Source organism: Pseudomonas sp. MM213 (assembly GCF_020423045.1).
Taxonomy (GTDB): domain Bacteria; phylum Pseudomonadota; class Gammaproteobacteria; order Pseudomonadales; family Pseudomonadaceae; genus Aquipseudomonas; species Aquipseudomonas migulae.
On sequence record NZ_CP081943.1, the window covers coordinates 3,090,315 to 3,116,019 of the forward strand.

Annotated in this window: 24 protein-coding genes and 2 pseudogenes; 9 read left to right on the forward strand and 17 right to left on the reverse strand. The window is 59.3% G+C overall.

Features of this window, described 5'->3' with window-relative positions; all coding sequences use genetic code 11:
* Positions 1-66: 66 nt before the first annotated feature.
* Positions 67-552, reverse strand: coding sequence for a GyrI-like domain-containing protein (locus tag K5R88_RS14045; protein ID WP_192229138.1), 486 nt, complete (start codon positions 550-552; stop codon positions 67-69).
* A gap of 66 nt (positions 553-618) precedes the next feature.
* Entirely contained in the window at positions 619-1,281 is a 663-nt protein-coding gene (locus K5R88_RS14050; protein ID WP_008032579.1) for a LysE family translocator, read from the reverse strand.
* A gap of 140 nt (positions 1,282-1,421) precedes the next feature.
* On the opposite strand from K5R88_RS14050, the gene alaC reads away from it, so the two are divergent.
* The gene (alaC, locus tag K5R88_RS14055; protein ID WP_226300142.1) at positions 1,422-2,639 is read left to right on the forward strand and encodes an alanine transaminase; all 1,218 of its coding nucleotides are present in this window, start codon (positions 1,422-1,424) and stop codon (positions 2,637-2,639) included.
* A 114-nt stretch (positions 2,640-2,753) separates the two neighbouring features.
* Here the strand turns inward: alaC and K5R88_RS14060 are convergent, their stop codons facing one another.
* Both K5R88_RS14060 and K5R88_RS14065 read right to left on the reverse strand, forming a co-directional pair.
* On the reverse strand, positions 2,754-4,106 hold the full coding sequence (locus tag K5R88_RS14060) for a GntP family permease (protein ID WP_008038555.1): 1,353 nt from the start codon (positions 4,104-4,106) through the stop codon (positions 2,754-2,756).
* A gap of 82 nt (positions 4,107-4,188) precedes the next feature.
* On the reverse strand, positions 4,189-4,722 hold the full coding sequence (locus tag K5R88_RS14065; protein ID WP_008032584.1) for a gluconokinase: 534 nt from the start codon (positions 4,720-4,722) through the stop codon (positions 4,189-4,191).
* Between the two features lie 215 nt (positions 4,723-4,937).
* Here K5R88_RS14065 and K5R88_RS14070 point away from each other — a divergent pair, with 215 nt between their 5' ends.
* The 3 genes and pseudogenes from K5R88_RS14070 to K5R88_RS14080 all read left to right on the forward strand — a co-directional run bounded on the left by K5R88_RS14070 (position 4,938) and on the right by K5R88_RS14080 (position 7,409).
* Complete coding sequence (locus tag K5R88_RS14070; RefSeq protein ID WP_192229134.1) at positions 4,938-5,969, forward strand: LacI family DNA-binding transcriptional regulator; 1,032 nt, start codon at positions 4,938-4,940, stop codon at positions 5,967-5,969.
* An 86-nt stretch (positions 5,970-6,055) separates the two neighbouring features.
* Positions 6,056-6,688 carry a glutathione S-transferase family protein gene (locus K5R88_RS14075; protein WP_226300143.1) on the forward strand — a complete coding sequence of 211 codons (633 nt, stop codon included), beginning with the start codon at positions 6,056-6,058 and terminating at the stop codon, positions 6,686-6,688.
* Positions 6,689-6,846: 158 nt separating this feature from the next.
* Positions 6,847-7,409: pseudogene (locus K5R88_RS14080) on the forward strand (hypothetical protein).
* Between the two features lie 161 nt (positions 7,410-7,570).
* Here K5R88_RS14080 and K5R88_RS30950 read toward each other — a convergent pair.
* Positions 7,571-8,140, reverse strand: coding sequence for a methyl-accepting chemotaxis protein (locus K5R88_RS30950; protein ID WP_268945229.1), 570 nt, complete (start codon positions 8,138-8,140; stop codon positions 7,571-7,573).
* Positions 8,114-8,890, reverse strand: a pseudogene (locus tag K5R88_RS30955) (PAS domain-containing protein); the annotation flags it as partial. The pseudogene K5R88_RS30955 and the gene K5R88_RS30950, both read right to left, overlap by 27 nt.
* 687 nt (positions 8,891-9,577) lie before the next feature.
* Between K5R88_RS30955 and K5R88_RS14095 the strand changes: the two are divergent.
* Entirely contained in the window at positions 9,578-10,261 is a 684-nt protein-coding gene (locus K5R88_RS14095) for a peptidase inhibitor family I36 protein (RefSeq protein ID WP_226300144.1), read from the forward strand.
* Here the strand turns inward: K5R88_RS14095 and K5R88_RS14100 are convergent.
* The 4 genes from K5R88_RS14100 to K5R88_RS14115 all read right to left on the reverse strand — a co-directional run bounded on the left by K5R88_RS14100 (position 10,236) and on the right by K5R88_RS14115 (position 13,907).
* A complete protein-coding gene (locus K5R88_RS14100; RefSeq protein WP_226300145.1) occupies positions 10,236-11,249 on the reverse strand; it encodes an ABC transporter substrate-binding protein in 1,014 nt (337 codons plus the stop codon). The two genes, K5R88_RS14095 and K5R88_RS14100, sit on opposite strands and share 26 nt — an antisense overlap.
* Entirely contained in the window at positions 11,246-11,779 is a 534-nt protein-coding gene (locus K5R88_RS14105) for a sigma-70 family RNA polymerase sigma factor (protein WP_223481531.1), read from the reverse strand. The genes K5R88_RS14100 and K5R88_RS14105 overlap by 4 nt, the downstream gene beginning before the upstream one ends.
* Positions 11,780-12,022: 243 nt before the next feature.
* Entirely contained in the window at positions 12,023-12,814 is a 792-nt protein-coding gene (locus K5R88_RS14110) for a phosphate/phosphite/phosphonate ABC transporter substrate-binding protein (protein ID WP_226300146.1), read from the reverse strand.
* A gap of 151 nt (positions 12,815-12,965) precedes the next feature.
* Complete coding sequence (locus K5R88_RS14115) at positions 12,966-13,907, reverse strand: fatty acid desaturase (protein WP_226300263.1); 942 nt, start codon at positions 13,905-13,907, stop codon at positions 12,966-12,968.
* A 327-nt stretch (positions 13,908-14,234) separates the two neighbouring features.
* Between K5R88_RS14115 and K5R88_RS14120 the strand changes: the two genes are divergently transcribed.
* Complete coding sequence (locus K5R88_RS14120) at positions 14,235-14,651, forward strand: GNAT family N-acetyltransferase (RefSeq protein WP_226300147.1); 417 nt, start codon at positions 14,235-14,237, stop codon at positions 14,649-14,651.
* Between the two features lie 120 nt (positions 14,652-14,771).
* Here K5R88_RS14120 and def read toward each other — a convergent pair whose 3' ends face one another.
* Both def and K5R88_RS14130 read right to left on the reverse strand, forming a co-directional pair.
* Positions 14,772-15,311, reverse strand: a complete 540-nt coding sequence (gene def, locus K5R88_RS14125) for a peptide deformylase (protein ID WP_008032999.1) — start codon at positions 15,309-15,311, stop codon at positions 14,772-14,774.
* Positions 15,308-16,270, reverse strand: a complete 963-nt coding sequence (locus tag K5R88_RS14130) for a YihY/virulence factor BrkB family protein (RefSeq protein WP_192229124.1) — start codon at positions 16,268-16,270, stop codon at positions 15,308-15,310. Before K5R88_RS14130 ends, def begins: the two co-directional genes overlap by 4 nt.
* Positions 16,271-16,505: 235 nt before the next feature.
* On the opposite strand from K5R88_RS14130, the gene K5R88_RS14135 reads away from it, so the two are divergent.
* Positions 16,506-16,883 (forward strand): hypothetical protein, encoded by a 378-nt coding sequence (locus K5R88_RS14135; protein WP_008032995.1) that lies wholly within the window; start codon positions 16,506-16,508, stop codon positions 16,881-16,883.
* Between the two features lie 177 nt (positions 16,884-17,060).
* On the opposite strand, the gene fadD1 is transcribed toward K5R88_RS14135, so the two are convergent.
* Together fadD1 and fadD2 are read right to left on the reverse strand one after the other, a co-directional pair.
* Positions 17,061-18,761: a long-chain-fatty-acid--CoA ligase FadD1 gene (gene fadD1 / locus K5R88_RS14140; RefSeq protein WP_008038583.1), complete on the reverse strand. Its 1,701-nt coding sequence runs from the start codon at positions 18,759-18,761 to the stop codon at positions 17,061-17,063.
* Positions 18,762-19,144: 383 nt separating this feature from the next.
* Positions 19,145-20,833 (reverse strand): long-chain-fatty-acid--CoA ligase FadD2, encoded by a 1,689-nt coding sequence (gene fadD2 / locus K5R88_RS14145; protein WP_008032992.1) that lies wholly within the window; start codon positions 20,831-20,833, stop codon positions 19,145-19,147.
* 215 nt (positions 20,834-21,048) lie between these two features.
* On the opposite strand from fadD2, the gene K5R88_RS14150 reads away from it, so the two are divergent.
* Both K5R88_RS14150 and K5R88_RS14155 read left to right on the forward strand, forming a co-directional pair.
* Positions 21,049-21,993 (forward strand): alpha/beta hydrolase, encoded by a 945-nt coding sequence (locus tag K5R88_RS14150; protein WP_008032991.1) that lies wholly within the window; start codon positions 21,049-21,051, stop codon positions 21,991-21,993.
* 40 nt (positions 21,994-22,033) lie between these two features.
* Positions 22,034-22,504, forward strand: a complete 471-nt coding sequence (locus K5R88_RS14155) for a MaoC family dehydratase (RefSeq protein WP_008032990.1) — start codon at positions 22,034-22,036, stop codon at positions 22,502-22,504.
* A gap of 121 nt (positions 22,505-22,625) precedes the next feature.
* Here K5R88_RS14155 and K5R88_RS14160 read toward each other — a convergent pair whose 3' ends face one another.
* From K5R88_RS14160 to K5R88_RS14170, 3 genes are read right to left on the reverse strand one after another with little or no spacing between them, the layout of a single operon-like run.
* Entirely contained in the window at positions 22,626-23,486 is an 861-nt protein-coding gene (locus tag K5R88_RS14160) for an efflux RND transporter periplasmic adaptor subunit (RefSeq protein ID WP_223449763.1), read from the reverse strand.
* Between the two features lie 10 nt (positions 23,487-23,496).
* Entirely contained in the window at positions 23,497-23,703 is a 207-nt protein-coding gene (locus K5R88_RS14165) for a DUF1656 domain-containing protein (protein WP_207285447.1), read from the reverse strand.
* A complete protein-coding gene (locus K5R88_RS14170) occupies positions 23,690-25,678 on the reverse strand; it encodes an FUSC family protein (protein ID WP_226300148.1) in 1,989 nt (662 codons plus the stop codon). Before K5R88_RS14170 ends, K5R88_RS14165 begins: the two co-directional genes overlap by 14 nt.
* Positions 25,679-25,705: the final 27 nt, after the last annotated feature.

Consider the following 25,705-nt stretch of genomic DNA (forward strand, 5'->3'; position numbering starts at 1 on the left):
GGATCATAAATCAGCCTGGGCATGACATCGAGAGGCGCATCGTTGATCCGCCTCCCGACGTACACTTCACGCTTTGATCGGCACCCAGATTTCCAGTTTTCCGGTGTTGAGCTTCGGGTTGAAGTCTTCGCTGTAGCGCTCATATTCCGGAGCATCCAGCACTTCATGCCCGGACTGCGGTTGCCAGGTGCCGAAGATGTGCTGAAACAGCTGCGGCAATGCATCTAGCGGCCCTTTATGCTCGAACACCGCGTACAGCTGAGGCTGGACTTCTACCCAACGGTACTGATCCGGCAAGTCGTCGAGCTTGCTGATCTCGACGCCGGCGATGTAGTCGAAGCCGCCCTTGCCATCGAAATTGCAACACACGCCGTAGGTCACTTCGCCCTTCTGGCCCGGAACGTTTCCGATGTGCGGAATGAATTTTTCCCAGAGCGCTGGAATGCCCTGGGTGGTTTGCTGAGTAAACCGTCCACCAAGCCCCGCAATGAGCAGGAAGTGCCCATGTTCGAAGCGTGGACCCGGGATTTCGACGCTATTTTTATCATCCATGACTCGGCTCCTGGTACAAAAAGTGGGTTCGGCTAGGAGTATAGAAGCCAAACCCGATTCGCCCAATTACAGCGTATGCAACGCCTCGGCGGCGCCAGCGCCAATAAACTCGTTGTACCCCGATAGGATCACGTACACCGCGAAATAGCAGAAGATCGCCGCCGATGCCATGTACGAATAACGCAGCAGCTTGTCGCCCAGCAACTTGCCGCCATGGCTCGCGGCGAAGCACAGGCCTGCCGACCACAACAGTCCGGCACAGAGAAATCCGCCGAGGAACAATGCCGAGCTGAGCGCCCCGCCACCGCCAGACCGCGCGATCAGGGTGCCGCCCACCGCCGCGAACCAGAGAATGGCGCTGGGTGACGACATGGCCAGGAAGATCCCGCGAAAGAACTCCTTGCGGTGCGAGTTGTGGCCCACGTCGGCGGTCTCGGCCAACAGTGCCTCATGGTGGATCGCCGAATAGATCATCTTCGCCGCGAAATAGATCAGCAACGCCGAACCACCAATCCACAACACCCAGCGCACGGTTTCGTATTGCAGCAAAACGGTCATGCCGGCCAAGGCCAGCACGGCGTAGATCAGGTCGCCGACACAGGTGCCCAACCCCAGCGCAAAGCCTTGAAAATAGCCGCGCTGCATGGCCAGCGTGATCATCGCGATGTTGGCTACGCCGATGTCCAGGCACAGAGAAAGGCTCAGCAGAAAGCCGCTGCTAAATTCCATCGACCGATTTCCTTCGGAAAAAAATTATTTACGTGGAGGCTGGACAGTCTGCCACAGCTGCCCTTACATTCCGCCACAGGTCACCGCAGTGACCAGCGTCGCTCGGACGGTTCCGGGCGCTTACGTTATCCGAGGCAACAATGGCCGAACAAGGTTCGCCGCGCCGCTTTGCGCGCATAGATCGACTCCCCCCTTACGTATTCAACATCACCGCCGAGCTGAAGATGGCCGCCCGTCGTCGTGGCGAAGACATCATCGACTTGAGCATGGGCAATCCCGACGGCCCGACGCCGCCGCACATTGTCGAAAAACTCGTCACCGTCGCCCAGCGCGAAGACACCCACGGTTATTCCACGTCCAAGGGCATTCCACGTCTGCGCCGGGCGATTTCCAACTGGTACAAGGAACGCTACGAGGTCGACATCGACCCGGAAAGCGAAGCCATCGTGACCATCGGTTCCAAGGAAGGCCTGGCGCACTTGATGCTCGCCACCCTGGACCAGGGCGACACCGTGCTGGTGCCGAACCCGAGCTACCCGATTCACATCTACGGTGCCGTGATTGCCGGCGCCCAGGTGCGTTCGGTGCCGCTGATTCCGGGCGTGGACTTCTTCGCCGAACTGGAACGGGCGATTCGCGGCTCGATTCCGAAACCGAAAATGATGATCCTCGGCTTCCCGTCCAACCCCACCGCGCAGTGCGTTGAGCTGGATTTCTTCGAACGCGTCATTGCCCTCGCCAAACAGTACGACGTACTGGTCGTGCATGACCTGGCCTACGCCGACATCGTCTACGACGGCTGGAAAGCCCCGTCGATCATGCAAGTACCGGGCGCCAAGGACATCGCGGTGGAATTTTTCACCCTGTCCAAGAGCTACAACATGGCAGGCTGGCGCATCGGTTTCATGGTCGGCAACCCGGAACTGGTCAACGCCCTGGCGCGGATCAAGAGCTACCACGACTACGGCACTTTCACACCGCTGCAAGTCGCGGCAATTGCCGCACTGGAAGGCGATCAGCAGTGCGTGAAAGACATCGCCGAGCAGTATCGGCAGCGGCGCAACGTGCTGGTCAAAGGCCTGCATGAACTGGGCTGGATGGTGGAAAACCCGAAAGCGTCGATGTACGTCTGGGCGAAGATTCCCGAAGCCTACGCGCACCTTGGCTCGTTGGAATTTGCCAAGAAACTGCTCGCCGAGGCCAAGGTCTGCGTCTCGCCGGGTGTCGGGTTCGGGGAATACGGGGATGATCATGTGCGCTTCGCGCTGATCGAAAACCAGGACCGGATTCGTCAGGCAGTGCGCGGGATTCGCGGGATGTTCAGGGCGGATGGCTTGGTCGCAAAAACCAACGCCTGACACCCAACTCTGTAGGAGCCGGCTTGCTGGCGATGCAGGCGACTCGGTTTAACGTCTAACCGAGTCGATGCCATCGCCAGCAAGCCGGCTCCTACACATGCGTTGCGGTGTTGCTTAGACGAACAACGACAGCAGCAGGATGAAGCCCAGGCCAACCACGGACAGGATGGTTTCCATCGCCGTCCAGGTCTTGAAGGTTTCCGCCACGGTCATGTTGAAGTACTGCTTCACCAGCCAGAAACCCGCGTCGTTGACGTGAGACAGGATCAACGAACCGGCGCCGGTCGCCAGCACCAGCAGCTCACGGTTCACACCCGGAATCATCCCCACCACCGGCACCACGATGCCTGCGCCAGTAATGGTCGCCACGGTCGCCGAACCGGTCGCGATACGGATCACCGCCGCCACCAGCCAGGCCAGCAGGATCGGCGAGATTTGTGCGGCCACGGCCATGTTGCCGATGACATTACCCACGCCGCTGGTCACCAGCATCTGCTTGAAGCCACCACCGGCACCGATGATCAGGATGATCGCGGCGGTTGGCGCGAGGCTCGCGTCCAGCCATTTGAGCATCTGGTTGGAGCCAATGCCCTGCTTGTAACCGAAGGTGTACAGCGACAGCAGCAACGCCAGCAGCAGGGCCGAGATCGGGTGACCGATCAGGTCCATGAAGGTGCGGAAGAAGTTGCCGTCCGGCAGCACCACGTCGGCGAAGGTCTTGAGCAGCATCAGGAACACCGGCGACAGCACGGTGATCAAGGTGATGGAGAAGCTTGGGAGATCGGCAGAATCGTTCTCACGCGCCAGTTGATCCACCAGTTCCTGGTTGGGATGACCGGGAATGTATTTGGCGATGAAGGTGCCGTAGATCGGGCCGGCGATGATGGCCGTCGGCAGTGCAACGATCAGGCCGTAGAGAATGGTCTTGCCGATGTCGGCACCGAACACGCCGATGGCCAGCAATGGACCCGGGTGCGGCGGAACGAGCCCGTGCACCGCAGACAGACCGGCCAGCAGCGGGATACCGATCTTGATGATCGACACGCCGGTACGCCGGGCGACGATGAACACCAGCGGGATCAGCAGTACAAAACCGATTTCGAAGAACAGCGGAATGCCGACCAGGAACGCGGCGAACATCATTGCCCACTGCACTTTGTCCTTGCCGAACGCGCGAATCAGCGTCTGGGCAATCTGATCCGCCCCGCCCGACTCGGCCATCATTTTGCCGAGCATCGTGCCCAGCGCGAGGATGATGCCGACGAAACCGAGCACGCCACCGAAGCCGTCCTGGAACGCCTTGATGATGGTGCCGATCGGCATGCCGGAAGTCAGCCCGAGAAAGGCTGCGGCAATGATCAGGGCAATGAACGGGTGAAATTTGAACTTGGTGATCAAGACGATAAGCCCGATCACCGTAACCACTGCATCGAGCAGCAGGAACGTCTCGTGGGACATGCCAAACATTAGGGGTGTCTCCTGGTTGTTGTTGTTATTAAAACGGGTAATTCGAAAGCCATAAGGACAGCGCTATCTCTTCAAGCAAAATTTAGCCGGCGCGTTTCAGGCCGTGTTCCAGCCACCAGACGTGGGCTTGCTTCGCCAACTGGTCGACGCTGTGGTTCGAAGCATCGAGGGCCAACGTCAGCGGTTCGCCAACCGGGGATTCAAGGGTGGCGAACTGGCTGTCGATCAGGGTCGACGGCATGAAATGGCCCGGCCGATGGGAGACACGATCGGCCGCCACTTCAGGCGTGAGCTCAAGGAACACAAAACCCAGGCCCGGCAAGGCGCTGCGCAAAACTTCGCGGTAACTGTGTTTGAGGGCCGAGCAGGTCAACACCGGGCGCTGGCCCGTGGCGTCGACGCGGCGCAGTTCATCGCACAGGCTGTCGAGCCAGCCGGCACGGTCGTCGTCGTTCAGGGGGATACCCGCGCTCATCTTTTCGATATTGGCGGCAGGGTGGAAAGTATCGCCTTCAATGGCAGTCGCGCCGCTGAGCTGGCACAAGGCTTCGCTGACGCAGGTCTTGCCGCAACCGGCAACGCCCATGATGACTAGGGCGGTGATGGGATGATTCATGTAACACCTCAGCGCGCAGACAGCGCTACCTTTGCCAGTTATGACACTAGACGAAAAGTAGAAGTTGCCGACGCCTTCTTGTCATTTTTGTGGGTTGCAGCATGTTCGTTCCGGACGCCGAAAAGCGAGGTTCAGGCAAAACTCGCTTACGCATTTGCAGCTGCATCGGGACAGCGCTACCTTAGTGCCTTGAATTTTGTTTGGCAAGCCGCCCGATGACCTCTTCTAAAAACGATAAAAATACGCGAACCACTGGCCGTCCTACCCTCAATGAAGTAGCCCGACTGGCCGGCGTCAGCCCGATTACCGCCTCCCGCGCCTTGCGCGGCGTGAGCACGGTGGCCACCGAACTGGTGGAAAAAGTCCAGAAAGCCGCGCTTGAACTCAACTACGTGGTCAACCCCGCCGCCCGAGCGTTAGCCTCGGCCCAGAGCCATTCCGTAGTGGTTTTGGTGCCGTCGCTGTCCAACTTGCTGTTCATCGACACCCTGGAAGCCATTCATCAGGTTTTACGACCGAAGGGCTTCGAAGTGCTGATCGGCAACTTCCATTACTCGCGTGACGAAGAAGAAAACCTGCTGCGCAATTACATGGCCTATCAGCCACGCGGTTTGCTGCTGACCGGGTTTGATCGCACCGAAAGTTCGCGGCGGATGATCGAGGCGAGCAATATTCCCTGCGTGTACATGATGGAACTCGACAGCGCTGCGGGCCTCAATTGCGTGGGTTTCTCGCAACTGGCGGCCGGCGAAACGGCGGCGGAGCATTTGCTGTCCCGCGGTCGCAAGCGCCTGGCGTACATCGGTGCGCAACTGGATCAGCGCACGCTGCTGCGCGGCGAAGGGTTTCGCAAAGCCCTGCAAAAGGCTGGTCGGTATGACCCGGACCTGGAAGTGCTGACGCCCCGCGCCTCCTCCGTCGGCCTGGGTGGCGAGCTGTTCCTGCAACTGATCGCCAGTCATCCTGACGTCGATGCGATCTTCTTTGGCAACGACGACCTGGCCCAGGGCGCGCTGCTGGAAGCGATGCGCTGCGGGATCAAAATTCCCGAACAAGTAGCGGTCCTCGGTTTCAACGACCTGCCGGCCTCGGCGCACATGGTCCCGCGCCTGAGCAGCATCAACACCCCCCGCGAGGCAATTGGCCGTCGCGCGGCAGAGCAGATGCTGACGTTGATGGCGGGCAACACCGTGGCGAAACCGGTGCAGGACATGGGGTTCGAATTGAAGGTGCGCGAAAGCACGTAGCCCTGTAGGAGCCGCCCACAGCAAGCCGGCTCCTACAGGGGTATTCTGATCTTCCGGAAGCATCGAATCGCTAAAGGAGCCGTTCCATGGAACATGCACTGAAGATTCTCGGCAAAGCCTCATCCATCAACGTCAGAAAAGTCCTGTGGACCTGCGACGAGCTGGGCCTTTCCTACGAACGCGAGGATTGGGGCAGCGGGTATGCGTCGACCCACAGTCCCGAATTTGTCCGGCTCAACCCCAACGCACAGGTGCCGGTGATCATCGATGAGGCCGGCGTGCTGTGGGAGTCCAATACCATCTGCCGTTACCTGGCCGGCAAACACCCACACGCTGAATTGCTGCCGCACGAACCGGCGGCGCGCGCCCGGGTGGAGCAGTGGATGGATTGGCAAGCCACCGATCTCAATTCGTCCTGGAGCTACGCGTTCACGGCACTGGTACGCAAAGACCCGGAGTTCCAGGACGCGCACCGGATTGCCATGGGCTTGCGCGGCTGGAATCAGAAGATGGGCATCCTCGAACATCAGCTCGCGACCACCAAAGCCTATGTTGCCGGACCACGGTTCACACTGGCCGATATCGTCATCGGGCTGTCAGTCAACCGTTGGCTGATGACGCCGATGGATCGACCGGACTTTCCGGCGATCGACGAATATTTCCAACGCCTGGCGCAACGCCCCGGGTTCCTAAAACACGGCTGCAACGGCCTGCCTTGATCGGTCGACCTCTGCCGTCGGGCGGCAAAGGTTGACCGCAACGCTTTCGTTTTCTGCACAAGCAAAAATATAACCAATTGAAAATAATAGGTTTTATTGCCTGGGCACGCTAATTGCTCAGGTCGCTGCACCGCAAACACCTACAAGGTCTACTCATCATGTTGGTCAGTGCAAAGCAAAACCTAGTGACGCCGCTTCCCAAAAGCCGGGCGACGAACCGACTGCGGACGCCGCTGCGGGTCTTCAAGGTGGCTTGCAAGCCGTGTTGATGCAGAGCGTGCAAAACAATATCCAGCTGCAAAACGTAAAGAACGATGGGAAGGTTCTGGCGTCTGCGTCCAAGCTCGCCACGGAACAGGTCAACGCCGCCAATAAAATCAGCGACAACGTCGATGAAGCGTTCGCCAAGACCCGTGTCGCGCTGCAAGCCACCGATGCCTCGACAGTGCCAAAGGCCGGTGAAAGCACCGCCATGGCCGACTTCAAGGACTACATGAGCAAAACCCCGGAACAGCGGTTGCGCGACAGTATTCTGAAGGAGATGGGGATTACCGAAGAAGACCTGAAAGCCATGCCGCCGGAGAAACAACTGGCGGTCGGTAAAGAGATTGCCGAGCGTCTGCAAGACAAGATAAAACTGGCGCAGGCCGAGAAAGAAAACGGCAGCAGCAGTGAGAAAAGCGGCGCCCAGGTGGTCGACAAGTTCCTCGCAGCGCTCTGACCACGCGGATGCTTCTGTAGGAGCGAGGCTTGCCCGCGAAGAGGCCGTCACATTCAACATTAATGTCGACTGACGCACCGCTTTCGCGGGCAAGCCTCGCTCCTACAGTTCATGGGTGAACCCACAATCCAGAATCCGTTACGATTCCCTGTAGGGGCGTTTCAATTCAATTGCAGCGTTGAATTGAACTGGCTGATCGCATCCACCACATGCCGCGAGCCTTGCTGGATTTCCAGGATAACCTCCCCCGCCTCGTTCGCCAGTTCCACCCCAAGGCCGGTGCGGCTCAAGCTCGACTGCATGCTCGACACCGCGCTCAACGACAAATCGTGGTTTTTGCGCACCACGTCGACAATCTCCAGTGTCGCCTGGCTCGTGCGTGCCGCGAGGCTGCGAACCTCATCCGCCACCACGGCAAACCCTCGGCCGTGCTCCCCGGCCCGCGCCGCCTCGATGGCCGCGTTGAGCGCCAGCAGGTTGGTCTGGTCGGCAATGCCGCGAATGGTCTGAACGATGGTGCCGATGATGTCGGACTGTTTGCTCACCGCATCAATACTCAGCGCCGCTTCGTTCAAGTCCCTGGAAATGTCCTGGATGATCTGCACCGTCTGCTGCACCACCTGAGATCCCTTCTGCGCGCAGGCATCGTTCTGCACCGAGGTGCTGTGGGCCGACTCCGCAGCCGTTTGCAGCGTGGTCACTTGCTGTGTGATGTCGCTGGCGAACTTCACCACTTTGTACAAACGGCCCTTGGCGTCGAACAACGGGTTGTAGGACGCTTCGAGAAAAATCGTATGACCATGCTTGTCTCTGCGCTCGAAACGGTGCGAGTGATATTCGCCGCGATTCAGTGAAGCCCAAAACCCTTTGTAAGACGGCGATTCGGCTTCGGCGCGGTGGCAAAACAGGCTGTGATGCTGGCCGACGATTTCGTTGAGCGCGTAATGCGTAGTCTTCAGGAAGTTTTCATTAGCGGTGATCACATTGCCAGCGGGGGTGAATTCGATCACCGCCATCGAACGACCGATTGCCGCGAGCATGCTTTCGTTTTCGTGTTCCTTGTTCACCCTGTCCGTAATGTCGGTGGCGACTTTGATCACACTGCTGACTTGCCGGTCGGGACCGATAACCGGCATGTAACTGGCTTCGAGCCAGATCTCCTTGCCGCCCTTGTTCAAGCGCAGGAAAGTCCCGCTGAGCGACTCGCCACGGGCCAGGTCACGCCACAATTTGGCGTAGGCTTCGCTGCGATAAAACGTTTCCTCGCAAAAGATCCGGTGATGTTTGCCGCGCACTTCTTCGGCGCTGTAACCCATGGCTTTGCAAAAGTTGTCGTTGGCATCGAGCACGATGCCGTCAGGGGTGAACTCAATCATCGCCATCGAACGACTGACGGCCGCCAACTTGGCGTTGGCCTCGGTCAGCGCACAGCTGTAGCGCTCGATTTCCTGCAGGTCAGCCTTGTGATGTAGGTTAAACATGGTCGTATCACCCTAAGCGCGGTCGTTTGATTGATGAAAGTTCTTCGGTCTTTCAACGTATCCACCACAACGTTCCATGGAACAGGCACACGCATTCCTCCACGGGAGGAACTGTCAGGTGATCAATGATGTTGAATCGGAGAGTCCATGTGGCAACGCTCTTATCAAGACATCCGTCTCTTGATAGCCCGGGACCGGGCCAGCCCTAACGTTTTCATAAGTAACTCCCTTTATCGTAAAACTCCTTGCCGCTCGCATCGGTGCCTTGGGGTGCGCACTCTGAAGCGTGCATGCCGGCCTTCACATGGCGACCGACATGGTTCGTCAGGACTGAGCATAGCCAGCCGCAATAGGCTTGCAAGGCCACTAGTCGGCCAGTATTGGGGACAAAAACGGTTCAGCATCCACGCTGATACCCGTGCAGTCATTCAACAGGAATCAGCCCGTACAGCTAAGCCTCTTGCCCCTTTCCAAGAACGAACTGTTATTTCTGACAGTAGACATGCACGGAACCATCAGTAATCCTTTGCTTCGATTCCTCATGTTTTCCAATAAAACGCGTGGCGCGCGTTTCATGTCGTTGCAAACAACCGTCATTCAGGACGCTTGAACTGCTACGCCAATATTGGGAAGGCATCGCCTGCCACTCATCTATCGCGTTTCACGCAAGAATGACCGGAGCAGCGCATGAAAAGATTATCGATGATTTGCTGGTTAGCATCGGGGGTCGTGGCGATAGCAACTATCGCAGGCTGTATAGCCCAACAGCCCAAAGCACCAGACTCACCCACTCTTTTTGATCCGCCGATGAATCAGCAGCAAAAGATCGAAGTTCAGAAAAAAATAGATGCGCAGCTTCTCCTTAAAAGCGGCGGTCAGCAGATCAGCTCTACTCAGGTTGCCTACGACAATGGGAATGCGGTGATTACTTTTCCCGTGCCGGGACAAGTAAATACACCAAACACGACCTGCGACTTTGGTTATGTTTGCTTTTGGGAACACATCAGATACGTGGGGCAAAAACTGGCTCTCAGGAGCACCCCGGCAATTCGTACCGAGAACCTTGCGCAATACGGCATGAGCAATAAAATTTCATCCTGGAAGCACAACAACAACTTTTTCTATGTGGCCATTGGTGGAGCATCACAACTGAATCTTGGAGGCATAATGGTGATGGCCAATACTTTCGAGTTCGATATCGGAGGCGAATGCTGTCCATTTGGAGTCGAGCAATCAACCCAACATGCACCGCCTCCGGAGTTTGTATTCAACGAACAGATGGGTTACGACAACCAAATGGTCAGCGTCGGCTTCTATCCATATCCACAACGTAAGACGGCGTGGTTTACAGGCTTGCACTCACCTTGGTAGCCACTTCCCCCGGCACCCACCCTTTCCAGATCTGCGGCTGATTGCGCAAAAACGCTTCCGCCACCTGACGCGGTTGCTGGCGTTTTTCGCTCATCTGCGCCAGCGTCTGGTTCAGCAGATCGATCGGGAAATCGACTTTCTCGAAGAACGACACCAAGTCCGGATACTGCGTCTTGAACGGTGCAGACACGCCGATCGCCAGGCTCGCCGGCATCGAGCGCGTGCCTTTGGGGTTTGGGTTGTTGGCATCGGCCAGGGTCTTCCAGGCCTCGGCGTCGAACGGCGGCTCTTCGAGTTTCACCAGTTTGAAGCGCCCCAATAGCGGCGTCGGCGACCAGTAGTAGAACAACACCGGTTTGCCGCGACGGATCGACGAGGCCACTTCGGCATCCAGCGCCGCGCCGGAGCCGGTGCGGAAGTTGACGAAGCTGGTGGTCAGGTCGTAGGCCTTGAGTTTCTGACTGTTGACGATCTCCGAAGTCCAGCCGGTCGGGCTGTTGAGGAAGCGTCCGCGACTCGGGTCTTCGGGGTCGCGGAACACGTCTTTGTAGCGCGCCAGATCGGCGACGGATTTCAGCTCCGGCGCCAACGGTTTGATCCCGCGCTCCGGGTCGCCCTTGATCACGTATTCCGGCACCCACCAGCCTTCGGTGGCGCCTTTGACGGTGTCGCCCAGCCCGAACACTTTGCCTTCCGACGCCGCCTTGACCCACGCCGGACTACGCCCGGCCCACTCTTCGCCGATCACTTGAATGTCGTTCTTGGCCAATGCCGCTTCGAGGCTGACGGTGCTGCCCGGCAAAGTGTCGGTCGGGTAGCCGTAACCTTTTTCGACGATCAGCCGCAAGATCTCGGTGATCAGGCTGCCGCTTTCCCAGGTGATGTCACCGAAGTGGATCGGCTTGGTTTGTTCCGCGGCGGGAACGTGGGTCGCCACAAGGCTCAGGGCCAGCAGCGAACTGCCGAGCAGGGTTTTGATCGATTTCATGCGGACCTCTGGTGCAAGGGTTCATTGGCGCTGTGCTGGGCGCACAACGCTTGGGAGCGGGTCATGTAGACGCTGACCGAGCGCTGGGAAATGCCCAGTTCGGCAGCGATTTGCGGGTACGTCAGGCCATCGATGCGCGACAACAGGAACGTCGCCCGGACTTTGCCCGGCAAACGCTCAAGCGTTCGGTCGAGGCGGTGCAACGCCTGGGTCAGTTGCAGCAATTCCTCGGGCGAAGACGCTTGGGGCTGATCAAGGTGTTGCAGTTGATCGAGGTGCTGACGCTCCAGATCGCGACGGCGCCAGAGCTGATAAATCAACCGGCGGGCGATGGTGGTGAGCAAGGCGCGGGGCTCGCGGATCGGGGTCAGACCCGGCGATTCGAGCAGTTGCACGAAGGTCTCGGCGGCGATGTCTTCGACGCTGGAACTGGCCCCGAGAAACTGGCGCAACCGAGCGCAGAGCCAGGGGTAATGGGCGCGGAACAATCCGCCCACGTCGTTTCGATGGGATACGTCGGTGCCGGACATAGAGGCTCCAAGGGTTAGGGTCGCTGAATGTCCGGTGGTCCGGTGAGGCGAATCCTAGCAAGGAGCCTTATTCTTTAATAATACTTAAAATGCATTTTTATATTCATTTAAGGAATTAAAGTGGAATTTGATGGATCGCCTTCGCGGGCAAGCCTCGCTCCTACAGGTTCCATATCGTTCGCCAATTCCTTGATCGACACAAAACCTGTAGGAGCGAGGCTTGCCCGCGAAGGCGATCTCCAGTCAACGCAACCGCCCAAACCCCAACGCCTCGGCTTCCTGCTGATAATCGAGAACGATTTGATAGTCGCTCTCGCTGGCCGGCAACACCTCGTGCAACCCAAGGACTTCGGCGACATCGGGCAATTCCCGCAACGTCTCGTTCATCACCTGCCGCAACGCCTCTACCTGTTCATCGGTCGCCGTCGCAGCGGTGATATACGGCAAGGTCGGGCTGAACGCGCTACGCACCACCACGCGTAATCCCGCCACTTCCACTTCGGCGTGCCGCGCCAGGTAGGCGAAGGTCACGCTGTCGATGGCGGCGAGGTCGGCTTGATCTTCACGCAGCCAGCGCAGGCTCTCGCGGTGGCTGCCGCTGATGCCGACGCTGGCGAAGAACTGCCCGTCGCGGTGCAGCGGCGCGAGTCGTTGACGCAGCAGGTTCATGCCGCTGTTGGAGTCTTCGCCGTTGATCACGCCACGGCTGCCGAAAAACGCGGGCAAGGTCCGGCGTGAATCATCGGCACGGCTGAGCAGCAGGCTGCAATGGTTACCGCCACTGCTGTCCGGCAGTTCGTAACGAGGCCGGCCGATAACCCGAACCTGGCCGCGCAATGCGGTCATCAGCGGATAGCCGCAGGTTTGGGTCAGCAGCAACTGCGGGGCCAGCCACAGGTCCAACAGCGACAGCCCATCGGCATTGCGGCGGGTGGCACCCAGACGTGCGAGGATTCGCGTCAGCCAACGCTCGTTGGCCTGGCGGATGGGTTCGGGGGCGACGTACATCAGTAATTCGGTGATGTGTTGAGTCATCAAAATTTTCCCATACAACAAAATTCCCCGTGTAGGAGCCGGCTTGCTGCGGGCGGCGTTCCGACGATAGCGGTGTGTCATGTTGCATTGATGGGACTGATACACCGCCATCGCCAGCAAGCCGGCTCCTACAGGGGGGATGCGTTGGCAATCAGTGGAAGGGGTGTTTCGGGCTGTCGATCGCCTTTATCCCGTTCTCACGCCACAACTGAGCATAACCCTGCACCAGAAAGCCGCCGCTGCGCGCCACCCATTGCTCGCGGCGTGCGTGGTAGGCGCGGGGCAAGTCGTACCAGGGCAGACCCGGCAAGTCGTGATGCACCAGATGAAAATTCAGGTTCAGGAACAACCAGCGCCATGGCCAGCCGGCTTCATTGAGCACGGTGCGTTGCTCGGGTTGCGCATGGGGACGGTGCTCATAGTAGGAGCGGATCATTGCAATCGACAGCGCCGGCACGCTGATCAGCAACAGGTAATGCCACACCGGCACCACGCTGTAATGGGCGATGAACAGCAACATCGACACGGTCAGTGCGCCGTGGGTCAGCCACATCAACCAGGCCTGTCGATCACCCGATCTCAGGCGCTGAAGCTCTTCGCGCGCCAGCGCCAGCAAGGCCAGCGGCGCACCGACGATGAAGCGTCCGAGTACGGTTTTGTTCAACCAATGCAGGCTCTGTTCAAACACGGAACTGCCCTGCCACCGCTCGGCACTCAGGTAACGGCTTTCCGGATCGATGCCCGGCAAGGTCAGGTCTTCGTCGCGGTGATGCAGCAGATGACTGTCGCGATACAACGTGTAGGGGTACCAGACGGCGAACGGTGCGTAACCGAGGATTTTGTTCAGCGTGGTCCAGCGGGTGGGGTGACCGTGAAGCAATTCGTGCTGCACCGACAACCACAGCACCACCAGCGGAATCAGCAGCAACGTGCTCCACCAGACGCCCAATCGATTGCTGGCCAGCATGATGCCGAACCAGCCGCCGTACACGCCGATCAGCAGAAACCAGGTCGGCCACTCGGTGCGAGCGGTCAGGCGCTGGCGCAGGGTTTCGATTTCTTCTCGGTGGGCACTATCGAAGTAATGGGGCATGGCGTTGCTCAGATCGGGGACCAGTCCCCTTCTGTGCAATGGCATCGGGAAATCTTGCAGATTATTTGATGATCGTTCCCGCGCTCACGTGGGAACGATCGATTAAAGCGGGATCAATGGCCGAACACACCCACCTTCTTGGCCTTCTTGTCCGCGCGTTTTTCATCGGCGGTTTTCGCCGGTTTCTTCTTCGCTGCTTTTTTTGAATCCATGCCTTTGGTCATGATACGTACTCCACTCATACGGGATGTGAGATCAGGTATACACCTATCCCCGGCCGCCCGTTCTTTTATAATCGCCCGCTTTGCGCACACACAGACCCGCCCCATGACCGACACTCAATACACCTTGCTCGCCGAGCCGTTGTGGCCCCTGATGAACAAGTTTTATCGCGCTCACAAATCGTCGATGAAAGCGGTCCGCGACGCTCAATTGTGGGTGGCCCGGCGCAACGAGATCATTGCGGCGCTGTGCTTGCGTCCGGTCTCGGGCGGGCATTGGTTGACCGGTTTGTTTGTCGACCCGGCCTGTCGTGAACAAGGGATCGCAGCGACGCTGATTGCCGAAGCGGTGAACGGTCTCGACCAACCGGTGTGGCTGTTCTGCCACCCGGACTTGCGGGGTTTTTATGAGCGTCGCGGGTTTACCTTCGATCCGCCCATGCCATACGCGATGGTCGAACGCTTGAGCCGTTATGCGCGCAGCAAACCGATGATAGCGATGGGCCTGGAGCCGGTTGGATAGGCGTGTGGACCCAATGTGGGAGCGGGCTTGCTCGCGAATGCGCAGTGTCAGTCAGCATTGATGTAGCCTGACACTGCGCATTCGCGAGCAAGCCCGCTCTCACAGGGGATTATGGTGATTTCAATCGTCGGCGTTGGGATCTAGATCCGGAAACATCACTTCGGTAAACCCGAATTTGCTGAAGTCGGTAATCCGTGACGGGTACAACCGGCCGATCAGGTGATCACACTCGTGCTGCACCACTCGGGCGTGAAACCCCGAAGCGATGCGCACGATCGGCTCGCCTTTCGGGTCAAAACCTTCATAGCGAATTTGCTGATACCGACTCACCGCGCCGCGTAATCCCGGCACCGACAGGCAGCCTTCAAACCCCTCTTCCATCACCGGGCTCAACGGCGTGATCAGCGGATTGATCAGGATCGTCTGCGGCACCGCTTCAGCGTCCGGATAACGCTCGCTGTGCTCGAAGCCGAAGATCACCAGTTGCAGGTCAACGCCGATCTGCGGCGCGGCCAGGCCCACCCCGCCGACGCTTTCCATGGTCTGGAACATGTCGTCGATCAGTTGCCACAGCTCGGGGCTGTCGAACATCTCGGCGGGGACCGGCGGCGCAATGCGCAGCAGGCGCTCGTCGCCCATTTTCAGGATTTCACGGATCATTTGATGACTTCGTCAGTGGGTGGTTTCACCGAGTGATCCCGGCCCAGTCCGGAAACGTGATGTTTCTCTTCGTGGACAGGACCGTGTTCACCGGCGACTTTTTCGCCAGGGTCTTTGCCTTCGCGCGACATGTGTTCGATCACCGCATTCATCTCCGCACCGAGCAACAACACCGCCGCAGAAATATAGAAGTACAGCAACAGCACAATGATCGCGCCGATACTGCCATACATGGCGTTGTAGTTGGCGAAGGTCTTGACGTAAAACGCAAAGCCCAACGACGCGATGATCCACACCACCACCGCCAGCACCGAGCCTGGGGTGATGAAACGAAACTCCTGTTTGACGTCGGGCATGACGTAATAGATCAGCGCCACGGCAATCATCATCAGGATCACGATGACCGGCCAGCGAGCGATGGTCCAGACCGTGACAATAAAGTCTTCAAGGCCGACCTGCGCGGCGATCCAGCCCATCACTTGCGGCCCAAGCACCATCAGCGCGGCGGCAATCAGCAACATCCCGGCAATGCCGATCGTGTAGAAAACCGACAGCGGAAAACGCTTCCAGAACGGCCGGCCTTCGACCACGTCATACGCGGCGTTCATCGCGCTCATCATCAGTCGCACGCCGGCCGAGGCCGTATACAGCGCGATGACGATACCGACCGAGAGCAAGCCCCCCTTGGATTGCTGGAGCTGGTCGATCACCGGGTTCACCTGCTCCAGCGCCTGGGGTGGCAAGACCAGTTCCGATTGCAGGCGCAGCCAGGAAAAGAAGTCCGGCAGGTGCAGGAAACCGATCAGGGCAATCAGAAAAAGAATGAAGGGAAACAACGAAAACAGCATTTGATAGGCCAACGCCGAGGCATAGGTCGACATCTCGTCGGCGACGAACTCGGTGACCGTGCGCACCATCACGCGATGGAGGGGCACACCTTTCATGTCCGGGAAAATCATTAGCGTCTCCTTTCGCCGCAATGGGGTTGAAGTCGTGGCGACTCAGGGGCCGTTTTCTACATCAAAGTAGCCTACTTGGCGACTTTGAAACAATTTCCGTGTGCAAGTTCAGACTGACACAAAAACGACATTTCATCGTTCCGTGCAGGTTGGGCTTTATGTTTGCCGACCAACCCCCGAGAATGCGCAACGTATTCAGGCCACGGCCCTGAAGATCCAATCCCGTAGGAATGTTATGAAACTCGATAAAAAGCAGGCCATTGCCCGCAGAAACCAGGAACTCGGCGGTGCTGTGCTTGGCGTCAACAACTGCCATTTCGCCGAATTGAACCGTAACCGCAACATCTGGTGGTTCGATCTCCCGGTGGCGCGCCTGGCCATTGGTCAGTACGAATGGATTCACCTGCTGATGCACACGCCGGACACCGACGAACTGCTGCACCTGAAAGTGCCGACGGTGTTCCTGCGCGAGAAGCTCGAAGGGCTGGTGGTGCGTAACCAGGGCAAGCGCAAGGCTGCGCTGAGCCTGGAACTGAGTGCGGACAAGGATTCGTACCTGCAGGACATGCGCCCGGCGGGCACCAACGTCAATTTCGCGCCGTTCCGCCAATAACCCAAAAGAAAATCAAAAGCTTCGCGAGCAGGCTCGCTCCCACAGTTGATCGCATTCATCCTGATAGAACGCGGACAAAAATGTGGGAGCGAGCCTGCTCGCGATGGCAATCGATCAGACAACGAACCTTTCAAGTCAGCCAACAAAAAAGCCCCGCATCTGCGGGGCTTTTGTTTGTTACGCGCCTACTTTCTTCGCGTTGATCTTCTTCAGCTCTTCATCACGCAATTCCCGACGCAGGATCTTGCCAACGTTGGTCGTCGGCAGCGCATCGCGGAACTCGACGGCTTTCGGCACTTTGTAGCCGGTGACGTTCGCACGCATGTGCTCCATCACTTGCTCCTTGGTGAGGGTCACGCCCGGTTTGGCGACGATGAAAATCTTGATCGCCTCGCCCGACTTCTCGTCCGGCACGCCGATGGCCGCGCATTGCAGCACGCCCGGCAGGGTCGCGAGCACGTCTTCGAGCTCATTCGGGTACACGTTGAAACCGGACACCAGGATCATGTCTTTCTTGCGATCGACAATGCGCATGTAGCCGTCAGGCTGGATCAGCGCGATGTCACCGGTCTTCAACCAGCCTTCGCTGTCGAGCATTTCGTCGGTGGCTTCCTGACGCTGCCAGTAGCCCTTCATCACCTGCGGACCTTTCACGCACAGTTCGCCGATTTCGCCCAACGGCTGTTCAACGCCGGCATCGTCGATGACTTTGCACAGGGTCGACGGCACCGGAATGCCGATGGTGCCGATCTGGATATTCTGGATCGGGTTCACGGTGGCCACCGGGCTGGTTTCGGTCATGCCGTAACCTTCGCAAATGGCGCAACCGGTGACCGCTTTCCAGCGTTCGGCCGCGGCCAGTTGCAGGGCCATGCCGCCCGACAGGGTGACTTTCAGCGCCGAGAAATCCAGCTTGCGGAAGCCTTCGTTGTTGCACAGGGCCACGAACAGCGTGTTCAGGCCGACGAAGCCGCTGAACTTCCACTTCGACAGTTCCTTGACCATCGCCGTCAGGTCGCGCGGGTTGCTGATCAGGATGTTGTGGTTGCCGATCAGCATCATCGCCATGCAATGGAAGGTGAAGGCATAGATGTGGTACAGCGGCAGCGGCGTGATCAGGATCTCGCAACCTTCATTCAGGTTGGAACCCATCAGCGCCTTGCACTGCAACATGTTGGCGACGAGGTTGCGATGGGTCAGCATCGCGCCCTTGGCCACGCCGGTGGTGCCGCCGGTGTATTGCAGCACTGCCACGTCGCTGCTGGCCGGGTTGGCTTCAGCCACTGGCTGGCCATGGCCCTTGCTCAACACGTCGTTGAACTTGATGGCTTTGGGCAAGTGATACGCCGGGACCATCTTCTTCACGTACTTGATGACGCTGTTGATCAGCAGGCGCTTGAGCGGTGGCAGCAGGTCGGCGACTTCGGTGACGATGACGTGCTTGACGCCGGTTTTCGGCACGACGGCCTCGGCCAGATGCGCCATGTTGGCCAGGCAGACCAGGGCTTTGGCGCCGGAGTCGTTGAACTGGTGTTCCATTTCCCGCGCGGTGTACAGCGGGTTGGTGTTGACCACGATCAGCCCGGCGCGGATGGCACCGAACACAGCGACCGGGTACTGCAAGACGTTGGGCAGTTGCACGGCGATTCGATCGCCCGGCTGCAAGTCGGTATGCTGTTGCAGGTAAGCGGCAAAGGCACCGGACAATTCGTACAGTTCACCGTAGGTGATTGTCTTGCCCAGGTTACTGAATGCCGGCTTGTCGGCGAAGCGTTGGCAGGACTGTTTCAACACTGCCTGAATATTCGGATACTCGTCCGGATTGATGTCGGCAGCAATCCCGGCAGGGTACTTATCCTTCCAGAAGTCTTCGATCATGGAAGCCCACTCCTCAGCAACGCGAATTCAAATACCGCATTTGATGCGATTATTATTGGTGTTTGATTATTGGTGAGTCTGGGCTTTTTACAGAGGCCGAGAGGTCACAAAGCGCGCCGAGAGTAGCAGCTTTGCCAAGGGCCGACTAGAGCCAAAAGCGGCCTCTACAGTCACATTAGTGACTCAAGAATGACAAGCGGTCATTTTAGAGCAAAAAACCTATATGTCGCTGAAAGCCCCGAAAATCGGGGCCTCCGCCTTAAAAGCTTCGCGGGCAAGCCTCGCTCCTACAGGTTTTGTGTCGTTCATTACCTTATGAACAACACTGATCTTGTAGGAGCGAGGCTTGCCCGCGAACCGCGCGAAGCGCGGCCATTTATCGGTTACGCGATATCCCGCAACTCCCGCCGCAGAATCTTGCCCACCGGCGTCATCGGCAACGACTCACGCAACACGATGTGCTTGGGCACTTTGTACGCGGTGAAGTTTTCCTTGCAGTAAGCCTTCAACTCTTCAAGGCTGACCCCCGACTCACGCGCCACCACAAACAACTTCACCGCCTCGCCCGAACGTTCGTCCGGCACACCGATGACGGCGCAGTTGGCGACTTTCGGGTGAGCCATCACCACGTCTTCGATTTCGTTCGGATACACGTTGAAACCCGAGACGATGATCATGTCTTTCTTGCGATCGACAATGCGCACAAAACCGTCCGGGTCGATCACCGCGATGTCGCCGGACTTGAACCAGCCTTCGGCATCCAGCACTTCGGCGGTGGCTTCGGGTTTCTGCCAGTAGCCCTTCATGATCTGCGGGCCCTTGATGCACAGTTCGCCGCGCTCGCCCAACGGTTGCTCGACGCCTTCATCGTTGATGACTTTCAGCGTGGTGCCCGGCACCGGCAGGCCGACCGTGCCGATCCGCGATTTGTCGCCGTACGGGTTGGTACACGCCACCGGCGAGGTTTCGGTCAGGCCGTAACCTTCGGTGATGCGGCAACCGGTCAGTTGCTCCCAGCGCTCGGCGGTGGCCTTGACCAACGCAGTGCCGCCAGAGTTGGTGAGCTTGAGGCTGGAGAAATCCAGGGTCTTGAAGTCCGGATGGTCCATCAACGCGACGAACAGCGTGTTGAGCCCCAGCAACGCCGAGAACCGCCAGTTTTTCAGCTCCTTGATGAAGCCCTTGATGTCTCGTGGGTTGGTGATCAGCACGTTGTGGTTGCCGGTCACCATCATGCACATGCAATTCGCCGTGAATGCATAGATGTGGTACAGCGGCAGCGGCGCGATCATCACTTCCTGCCCTTCGCGCAGCAACGGCTGACCGTCAGCGCCGAACTGGCCGAGGCAGGCGCGTGCCTGCTGCATGTTCGCCACCAGGTTGCCGTGGGTCAGCATCGCGCCCTTGGCCAGCCCGGTGGTGCCGCCGGTGTATTGCAGCACGGCGATATCGTTGAGGCCGGCGTTCAACGGCTTGATGCCCAGGCCCCGGCCCAGACGCAGCGCGCTCCTGAAGGAGATCGCCTGCGGCAAGGCGTAGTCCGGGACCATTTTCTTGACCTTGCTGACCAGGGTGTTGACCAGCCAGCCCTTGGCGGCAGGCATCAGGTCGCCCATCTTCGCTTCGATCAGGTACTGGATGTCGGTGTCGGCCAGCACTTCCTGGACCTTCTGCCCGAATACGTTCAGGTAAACCAGTGCCCGGGCACCGGAGTCCTTGAACTGATGACGCATTTCCCGCGCGGTGTACAGCGGGTTGGTGTTTACCACGATCAGCCCGGCGCGCAACGCGCCGAACACGGCAATCGGGTAATGCAGGACGTTGGGCATCTGCACCGCGATGCGATCGCCGGGCTCCAGGTCGGTGTGGGCTTGCAGGTAACCGGCGAACGCGGCGCTGTAGCGTTCCAGTTCGGCGTAGGTCAGGGTGACGCCCATGTTGCTGAAGGCCGGGCGGTCAGCAAATTTTTTGCAGGAACGCTCGAACACCTCGATTACCGACTTGTAAGCCCCTTGTTCAATGTCCAGGGGTACGCCGGCCGGGCGTTTGTCATTCCAGAAATCAGGTTGCATTGTTCTTGTCCTCTTTACCTGAACCTATCCGGGGCCGCTTTTGTGTCACCTTTGAAAAAGCGGAGCTTCACGGACACTAGCAGCTATGGCGAATCAGGCAAATATGCCAACAACCGTCATTGACCGTGTGAATCTCGGTGCCGTGGTGCGGCCTGATCAGACGGCAAGCGCAGGATGCGCTATACAATGGGCCGAGCCCATGCAAAGGAATCGCCATGATCCACGACACCTTCTGGCTGACCGCGAGTGACCGCAGCCGCCTCTTCGTCAACCAGTGGCTGCCCGCTGCACCGTTGAAAGCGGTGATCCTGCTGGCCCACGGCATGGCCGAACACAGCGGTCGCTATGCGCGCCTGGCAGAAAAGTGCTGCGCACAGGACTACGGTGTGTACGCGCCGGACCTGCGTGGACATGGCAAAACTGCCGAAAACGGGACACTCGGTCATTTCGCCGACGACGATGGCTGGTGCAAGGTGGTCGGCGACCTCGCCAGCCTCAATCAGCACATTGGCCAGCATCATCCCGGCGTGCCGATCGTGCTGCTCGGCCACAGCATGGGCAGCTACATCGCCCAGGCTTATCTGCTGCATCACAGCGCCAGCCTGCACGGCGCGGTGCTCAGCGGTTCGAACTTCCAGCCCGTGGCGCTTTATCGTGCGGCGCGGCAGATTGCCCGCCTGGAACGACTGCGCCAAGGGCCGAAGGGCCGCAGCGCGCTGATCGAATGGCTGTCGTTCGGCTCGTTCAACAAGGCCTTCAAACCGGCCCGCACCCGGTTCGACTGGCTTAGCCGCGACCCGGCGGAGGTCGACCTGTACGCCAACGACCCGCTCTGCGGCTTTCGCTGCACCAACCAACTGTGGATCGATTTGCTCGGCGGCTTGCAGCAAATCAGCAAAGCGTCCAATCTCGCTCAGATCGATCCGGGCCTGCCGTTGCTGGTGATTGGCGGTGAATGTGATCCGGTGAGCGAAGGCAAGCGTCTGAAAGATCTGGCCGATGCGCTACGCGCCGCTGGCAGCCAGAGCCTGCAACTGACGATTTACCCGCAGGCACGGCACGAACTGTTCAACGAGAGCAACCGCGATGAGGTGACGGCCGATGTGCTGGGCTGGATCGCACAAGCCCTGAGCCACCGCCGCCCGCCCCGATCCGAATAGTTTTTTGTGGTTTTTTTATTTGTCACAGGAATTGAAACAGATGACCCAGGTTACCAACACCCCGTACGAAGCCCTCGAAGTCGGCCAGACCGCCAGCTACAGCAAGACGGTCGAAGAGCGTGACATTCAGCTGTTCGCCGCCATGTCGGGTGACCACAACCCGGTGCATCTGGACGCCGAATTCGCCGCCGGCACCATGTTCAAGGAACGCATCGCGCACGGCATGTTCAGTGGCGCGTTGATCAGTGCTGCGGTTGCCTGCGAGTTGCCTGGGCCGGGGACTATTTATATCGGTCAGCAGATGAGCTTTCAGAAGCCGGTGAAGCTTGGCGACACGCTGACGGTGCGCCTGGAGATTCTGGAGAAGTTGCCGAAATTCCGTGTGCGCATTGCCACCCGCGTGTTCAACCAGCGCGATGAGTTGGTGGTGGATGGCGAGGCGGAGATTCTGGCGCCGCGTAAGCAGCAGACCGTGACGTTGACTAGTCTGCCGGCGATCAGCATCGGCTGAGTCCGGCGCTCAACTGTAGGAGCCGGCTTGCTGGCGATGCGTACGCCTCGGTATCTCAGGGAAACCGCGTTGATCCCATCGCCAGCAAGCCGGCTCCTACAGTGGCTGCGATCTTTTGATCTTATGGTCCTTCCTGCACCTGCACACTCGCCGTCATCCCCGAACTCAAATTGATCCCCTCGGGCACCTTGTCCAGTTTGATTCGCACCGGAATCCGCTGCGCCAGTCTCACCCAGTTGAATGTCGGCTCCACCTCCGCCAACAACTGTCCATCCGGTGTGGTGTTGCGATCGGTAATCCCGCGACTGATGCTTTCCACCTGCCCTTCCAGCGCCTCGCCCGCGCTCATCAACCAGACCTTCACCGGATCGCCGACGCGAATCCGCGGCAGTTTGGTTTCTTCGAAATACGCCTGCACATAAAACGTTGAATCATCGATCAACGCCATCACCGGTTGCCCGGCATTCACGTAATTGCCCTGGGCCAGACGCAGGTTGGTGATGTGGCCGCTGCGGGGTGCGTGGACCTGACTGCGGGCAAGATTGAGTTCGGCGACCTTGGCTTCGGCCTGGGCTTCACGCAGTTCGCCACGAGCGATGCCGGCGTTGATTTGCGCATTTTCGCGCAGCTCGGCACTGATCGCTTGCGGCCCGAGGCTGGCGCGACGGCTGGCTTCGCGCTCGCGCAGGTTGAGTTGCTGTTGACGGGTTTGCACCACCGCTTGCGCCTTCTCCAGCGCCGCTTCGAAACGGTCGCGGTCAATGCTCAACAACAGATCGCCGGCCTTCACCGGCTGGTTGTCGAAGGCCTTGAGTTCACGCACCCAGCCCGACACATCCGGGGCGATGACCACCACGTCGGCGCGAATCCGCGCGTCTCGGGTCCACGGCGTGAGCATGTAGTACTGCCACAAATGGAAACCGGCAAAAATCGCCACCGCCACCAGGCACAGGGTTACCGCGACACGCACGGGTGTACGCATGTTCAACTCCTTATAAAGGTCCGAGGACGACGGTGATCAGGGTCAATACACAGACGTACAAGGCGCAATCGAATAACGCTTCGTGCCAGATCCAGCGACCGGCCGGGGTCAGGCGCAGCAGCAGGCGCAAGCCCCCGGTGACCAGCAGCGCCAGCACCACATAAATCAGAAACGGGCTGAGCAGCACGCCGCCCACCGACCATTCACGCAAGCCCATGGCTTTGCTCCTGTTGATGGCACCAGGCGCGCCAGCTGTTCTGCAATTGCAGCACCGCGCCCTGGGCCAGTTTCACCGGGTCGCTGGGTGGCAACGCGTACAAGGTTTTCAGGAATTCTTCGCTGGGTTGTTCCAGCGCATCCGCGCAGTGGCCGGCTGGGCCTTGTTCGAGGATGTTTTCCAGTTGTTCGAGATAACGCCGCTGCGCGGCATTGACCGGTGCCTGCGCCGCCGCCAGGCTCAAGCGCAAATGCAGCAGCTCGTCGCCAATGTCGAGACCGAGCAAGCCGTCGTCCCAGCGGCTGCGCGCCGGTTCCGGCAGCTCCGGGTAGTGCCGCGCCAGTTGCAGCAAGCGGTCGGCCATGCGTCCGCCGAACCAGCTTTCGGCACCGCGCAGGTTGCGCCGGGTCAGGCGCACCAGGTCGTCGAGGGTCGCCGCCAGCAAACGCCGACCGTGCCACGTCGGGTTGCGCAGGATCAGCAAGTGGAAGGCCAGCACCGCCGCACCGACGCCCACCACCATGGCTTGAGCGCTGTTGAAGAACATCGCGACATCAAACTTCATCGCGTTGAGCGGTGACACCAGCACGATGAAATGCAGACAGAACGACGTGGCCGTGGCGCCGATCTGCGGCCTGGCCATGCCCAGCGCACCGAAAAACAACGGTACGCCCATGCCCATGCAGAGCAGCGCAAAACCACTCCATTGCGGCAGCAGAATCTGCCCGACAAAAAACGCCGCCGGGATCGCCAGAAAAATCCCGCGCATGAAACTCATGCCGATTTGCGCGCCGTTTTCGCGACTGGCGAACAGGCTGCACACCACACACGTCAGCACCAATGCGCCCGAAGCGGCGGGCCATGCAGTGGCCAGCCAGAAACACGACACCACCAGAAACGCCAAGGCACTGCGCGCGCCGAACACCAGCGCCAACGACAGGTCGCGATGCGGTGTCAGGGTGCGCGGCGGGTCGACCGCTTCCTTGCCCTCCTCCACCGCCGTCAATGCCGCGCTCGCCGCCATCGCGGTATCCATCAGCAAGGTGAAACGGACCAGACAGTAACTCTGCGCAGAGCTGATCTGCGGGTCATGGCTGGCGTCGAGCAAGCGCGAGCGCAAGGTTTGCAACATTGCGGTGTCCGGGCTCGCGAGCGCTTGCTGAACCTCGCTCATCCACGGCATCAATTGCTCGGCTTCCTGCGGTTCAAGCTGCTTCCACTGCCGGCGCACCGAGCGTGCGATGCGCAGCAACATCAACAGTTTCTGGCTCAATCCGCTGATGGCCCGCGCACGCTGCCGACCCAGCCCGCCTTCGAACCAGGCATGTTCGCGCTGAGCATCCACCGCGACGATGCGACCGAGGATTTCCAGCAGCCCCTTGCGCGCCTGACCGTCGCCGGCCAGGGTTGCGCGTGCGGCGTTCATCCCACTCTGCCACGCCGTTCGCGCCTGATCCGCCAGTTGCCGTTCGACGCGCATCGGCCATAGCAGCGCGCTGGCGGCGGTGGCGCAGAGAATGCCCAGACAGATTTCCGTGCAGCGCGCCACGGCTTGGTCGAACACCGTCAGCGGGTGGCTGATGGCGGGTAATGCGATGATCGCCACCGTGTAACCGGCCAGCACAAACGAATAGGACCAGGCACTGCGCAGCAGCGTCGAGCTCGCCGTACACAACCCGAGCCACAACGCCAATGCCAGCAAAAACAGCCACGGCGTCTGGGCGAACAGGCCCATGAACACCACCGACATGAACGTCCCGATCAGCGTCCCCAGCAGCCGCGCCAAACCCTTTTGCACCACCATCCCGGACAACGGTTGAGCGACGATGAACGCTGTCATCAACGCCCAGGCCGGTTGCTCCAGGCCCCAGCGCAACGCCAGCCACAATGCCAGGCCGCCACCGAGTAACGTCTTGATCGCGAACTGCAAGGCGCGGCGGTCAGGCGCGAATAAAGCCTGCAAAGTGATAGGCACGTAAAGCACTCTTGAAAGGACGATTTA